Origin of the sequence: Lacticaseibacillus manihotivorans DSM 13343 = JCM 12514 (assembly GCF_001435035.1) — a bacterium.
GTDB classification, from domain to species: Bacteria; Bacillota; Bacilli; order Lactobacillales; family Lactobacillaceae; genus Lacticaseibacillus; species Lacticaseibacillus manihotivorans.
Genome location: NZ_AZEU01000214.1, coordinates 1 through 4,339, shown reverse-complemented (window position 1 = coordinate 4,339; position 4,339 = coordinate 1). Strand labels below are relative to the sequence as shown.

Genomic DNA, 4,339 nt, shown 5'->3' with positions numbered 1-4,339 from the left:
AGAGACAGATTTAACTTTATAATATTTCATCTGTCAACTTGACAGGGACTAGTGCAAGATGCAATTTTTCTTTGCAGTATTTATTTGATCTTAAAAAAGTTTATGCCAACCACTTATTCCGTTTCGCCATCTCAATTGCCTCAATCCGATTATGCACCCCTAGCTTACTAAAGATGGCCGACAAGTAGTTACGCACGGTGCCTTCAGATAGAAAAAGCGAGGCTGCGATTTGTTTGGAAGACAAACCACTGGCGACTTCCCCGAGAACGGCCAATTCGCGCTCTGTCAGGGGGTTGCTTTCAGCCGTGACCATGTTCGCAACTAATTCCGGTGCGTAAACTGTTTGCCCCGTCATCACTTTCCGGATAACGGCGATTAGGTCATCACTTGGGCTGTCTTTCAAAAGATAACCGTTCACTTGAGAAGCAATAGCGCGTTGAAAATACGCTTTTTGCGCGAAGGTGGTCAGGATAATGACTTTGGTAGGTAAAGCGTGCGTGTGAATTTGATCAGCAACATCCAGGCCGGTCATTTTCGGCATTTCAATGTCGAGGATCGCGACATCAGGCGGCTGCGATTGAATGGCTTGCCAAGCGGTGGCGCCGTCTTGTGCACTGCCGATGACGGTTAAATCATCTTCCAAGTTAAGTAACTGCGACAGTGCCGAGTTTAACATGCTTTGATCTTCGGCAAGGTATAACGTGATCATCATCAGGCCTCCTTTGGCAAAGTAAGTGAAACCCGTGTGCCTTGGCGATTATGGACAATGGAAAAAGTGCCATTGACCGCTTGCATGCGTTGTTGCATGCCGCTAATACCATTTGACCCAGCGCGAACATAGCTTTTTGAATGGCCATCATCTTGAACCTCAACCAGATAAGCGGTGGGGGTTTGATCGAAGGTAATGATGGCTTGGTGAGCGTGCGCATGGCGAATCACATTGGTAATGGCTTCGGAAATAACGGCGCTCAATTGGGCTTGAACGGTTGTCGGCCATTCAGTGGCTTCATTTTCCCCGTTTGTCAGTAAAACTACATCCGCTTCGGCAAGATTTTTACCTTGTTCCAACATCATTTCGCTTAGGGACTGCTGATGAAGGTCGTTGACAATGGCGCGGACCAATTGTAGGTTGTCGCGGCTGGTTTTAGCAATATCGTCTAATTCTTGGGCCACTCGTTCCGGCGCTTTGATGAGTAACTTTTTTGCCAATTCGGTTTTGAGCGTGATCATCGAGAAGCTTTGGCCAAGTGTGTCGTGCAAGTCACGCGCGATGCGTTCACGCTCACCGCGGCGAACAACCGCCTGCAGCCGCCGATTGGTTTGACTTAACTGGCGGCGACGGATAACTGAGCGCGCAACCGCGTATGAAATCAGCGGTGAGGCTAATGGAAAAACAAGGTCGCTAATATTCGCATTGTCGAGACCAATGACGCCAGGATGAAACTGATTATAACGCCAGAGTCCGATGAATATAATCACGTAAAATGCGGTGGCAAACCAGCGAAAATATTTTCGCGGGTACCGGGCCAAGATAAATGAAATCTGCCATCCAGGGTAAATAATCATGTAGTTATTGAAGGCAAAGATCGAAAACAAGCCGGCAATGAAGAGTTCTAGTGGAATCGTCACCGCCAGCCACCGATCGATTTCATTAACGAGAATATAAACGAACAGGAAAAGGACCCCTAAGCCGATCCACAGCCAGTCAATACTGGACTTGGTGGGGATGAACTCGCTCATAATATATGGCAAATAAAGCAGCCATATATAACTGGTCCATTCCAGATTACTTAACCATAATCGAAAGCTATGCCTCACCCAATGCCACGCCTCTCCGTTGTTCGTTTCGAGTCATTGCCACAACGACCAAGCCGGCAAGTAAGACCCAAACAGCTATGCCAATCAAATTGGTTAAGTCTACTTTAGCACGTGACGTCAGTTCATTTAAGAGATTGTTGACGAAATAAGTCGGCATCAGCTTGCCAATCGCTTGAAGCCAACTTGGCAACATGCTGATGGGCCACCATAAGCCACTGACAAGGGCCATCGGGAAAGTCAGCAAGTTACTGGCAAGACTGAGCATTTCTTCTCGATGGATATGCGACAACGCAATTCCGATCATGAGCAAAGGCAGCTGGCCAATTAAGACCACAACTATCAGCCCCAACCATTGGGTGATTTCGAGCCGAACGCCATTAACCCCAACTGCAATCCCGCCTAGCACCACAACTGACAGCAGACTCATCATCAACATCCAAAAGGTGATGGACGTGTAATAAGGTAAGGTGCCATGTGGAGAAAGCCGCAAAAAAGTTGTCAGTCCTTTTTCACGGTCACGCCTTAAGATAGAAGCAATGCTGAAGAAAGCCTCAATCAAAACACTGTAGACGATCATCTGGCCCATGTAAGTGAGATTGAATTGCTTGATTTCTGCGGCGGATCCACTCACCATGATTTTAGTGAAAAGCAAATAAAATCCAGCGGGCATGATGATTGAAAAGAAAATGAATGATACGTTACGGACGACTAATCGCTTGCTATCAAAAGCTAATTGTGCAAGGAATGTTTTCATTTTAGTTGGCCTCCTGTTGGGTTAACTGTAGGAAAATATCTTCCAATGATTCACGATTCACACTCACTTGGTGCAGGCGGTCAAGCAGCGGTGTCAATGCGCGCAAGGTCTGGTCACCATCTGTGCTGTGAATGACGAGTTTATGCTTGAGATGATCAACGCGATCAACTGCAGGCAAGCCGTTGAAAATGGGCAGTTGCAGGTCAGTTTCGAATGTAATGGTGGCACCGAGATGCTGTTTTTGCAGTTGCTGGAGGGAGCCGTCAAATGTGAAGCGACCTTTTTGCAGAATCAGCAGGCGGTCCGCAATTTGTTGGATTTCCTCGAGATAATGGCTGGTAATCACGATGGTTTTACCTTCTTGGCGCAATTGCTCGATGTTGTCCCAAAATGCTTTACGCGAGTTGGCGTCCATCCCGACAGTAGGTTCATCGAGGAAGAGTAAGTCCGGTTGGTTGATTAAGGCAACGGCAAATGTCACCCGACGCAATTGCCCACCGGAAAGACTGCCGAGTCGCTGTGTTTTAAAAGGCTCTAGGCGTAAGTCCTTGAGCAATTTATTGGTGGCAAGCGGATGATTGCCTTCAGCCGCAGCAAGCTTCAGTAAGTCTGCAATCGTGATGCCGGGAACAACCATGTCGCCTTGAAGCATCGACCCGATCCGTGCCTTGCTAATGGCCGATCCGGGCTGCTGTTCAAAAACGCTGACCGCGCCTTCACCTTTAAGTAGTCCTAATAAAATGTTTAGCAGGGTGGTTTTACCTGCGCCGTTAACGCCGATCAAACCGATGATTTCACCGGCGTTTACCGTTAAGTTAATATCGTTTAAAACTTGCTTTTTACCATAGCTGAATTTCAGATGTTCAGTTCGAATAATTGTGTGCATGTCATCCACCTCCAACATCGATACTACGCGGCCACCATGATTGCCAGTAGTCGCGATTGTCATGAATGTGATGTGACAAATGTCATGACTGACGATTTTTATTGCGCTGGAGAGGCACACGACCTTTTGTTGCTATGATGATGAATCATCGGAAGCGTCAGATCAAAGGAGCAGCAGCATCTCTATTGTGCGAACCACACTTCTTGTATAATGAAGGGAATATGGACGCGGATTAAAAGAGGGGAATCAGGGAGATGGCAGCGACATTATCATAGCCTTCGCGTAATCTATTATTAGCAAGTCAATTAGAAGCTGTCCAAGATCTATGATTTTTGATATACTTCTATGTGAAAAGTGAGTTTAAGCTATGAAAAATTATCCCAGCAATATTACTCGACAACAGTTTGAATTAATTCGACCAGCTTTAGAAAATTTTCGTAAGCGAACTAAGCCTCGAAAATATGACCTCTACGAGGTCTTCTGTGCGGTCCTATATGTCTTGAAAACCGGTTGCCAATGGCGTCAAGTCCCCGGTGATTTCCCAGAATGGCGGTCAGTTTACAACTATTACAAAATTTGGTCAACTAAAGCTGAGCCTACGTATGTGTCAAGTCTTTCTCGGTTCCACTAATTGAACTATTCTTTTTTGCTCGACTGCCGGCCAGGACGACCTCCACAGGAATTGGCGTGGAACGGGGTGGGCACGACTTTGAGCCGAGCTTTGCGAGTCTCAAAGCTCGGCCTCTGTGTAGGCGATAAATCGCCAACACAAACGTCACCCCTGACGCCATTCCTGCTCCGGTCATCCTGGACTACTGAGTGGGTTCAGTTGAAGATGTGTGCTAGGTGACCAGTGCCCGAACTAGTACTTGCGTACAGCG

The 4,339-nt window shown here is 46.9% G+C and carries 4 protein-coding genes and 1 pseudogene; 1 reads left to right on the top strand and 4 read right to left on the bottom strand.

Going from position 1 to position 4,339, the window contains the following annotated elements:
* Nucleotides 1–100: 100 nt before the first annotated feature.
* From FD01_RS11420 to FD01_RS11405, 4 genes are all read right to left on the bottom strand, one after another.
* Nucleotides 101–709: a response regulator transcription factor gene (locus FD01_RS11420; protein WP_054719687.1), complete on the bottom strand. Its 609-nt coding sequence runs from the start codon at nt 707–709 to the stop codon at nt 101–103.
* A gap of 2 nt (nt 710–711) precedes the next feature.
* On the bottom strand, nt 712–1,740 hold the full coding sequence (locus tag FD01_RS11415; protein ID WP_005717502.1) for a sensor histidine kinase: 1,029 nt from the start codon (nt 1,738–1,740) through the stop codon (nt 712–714).
* A 67-nt stretch (nt 1,741–1,807) separates the two neighbouring features.
* Nucleotides 1,808–2,572, bottom strand: coding sequence for an ABC transporter permease (locus tag FD01_RS11410; protein WP_054719690.1), 765 nt, complete (start codon nt 2,570–2,572; stop codon nt 1,808–1,810).
* 1 nt (nt 2,573) lies between these two features.
* Nucleotides 2,574–3,458 carry an ABC transporter ATP-binding protein gene (locus tag FD01_RS11405; protein WP_056964392.1) on the bottom strand — a complete coding sequence of 295 codons (885 nt, stop codon included), beginning with the start codon at nt 3,456–3,458 and terminating at the stop codon, nt 2,574–2,576.
* Between the two features lie 367 nt (nt 3,459–3,825).
* Between FD01_RS11405 and FD01_RS15815 the strand changes: the two are divergent.
* A pseudogene (locus FD01_RS15815) lies at nt 3,826–4,053 on the top strand (transposase); the annotation flags it as partial.
* Between the last annotated feature and the right edge of the window lie 286 nt (nt 4,054–4,339).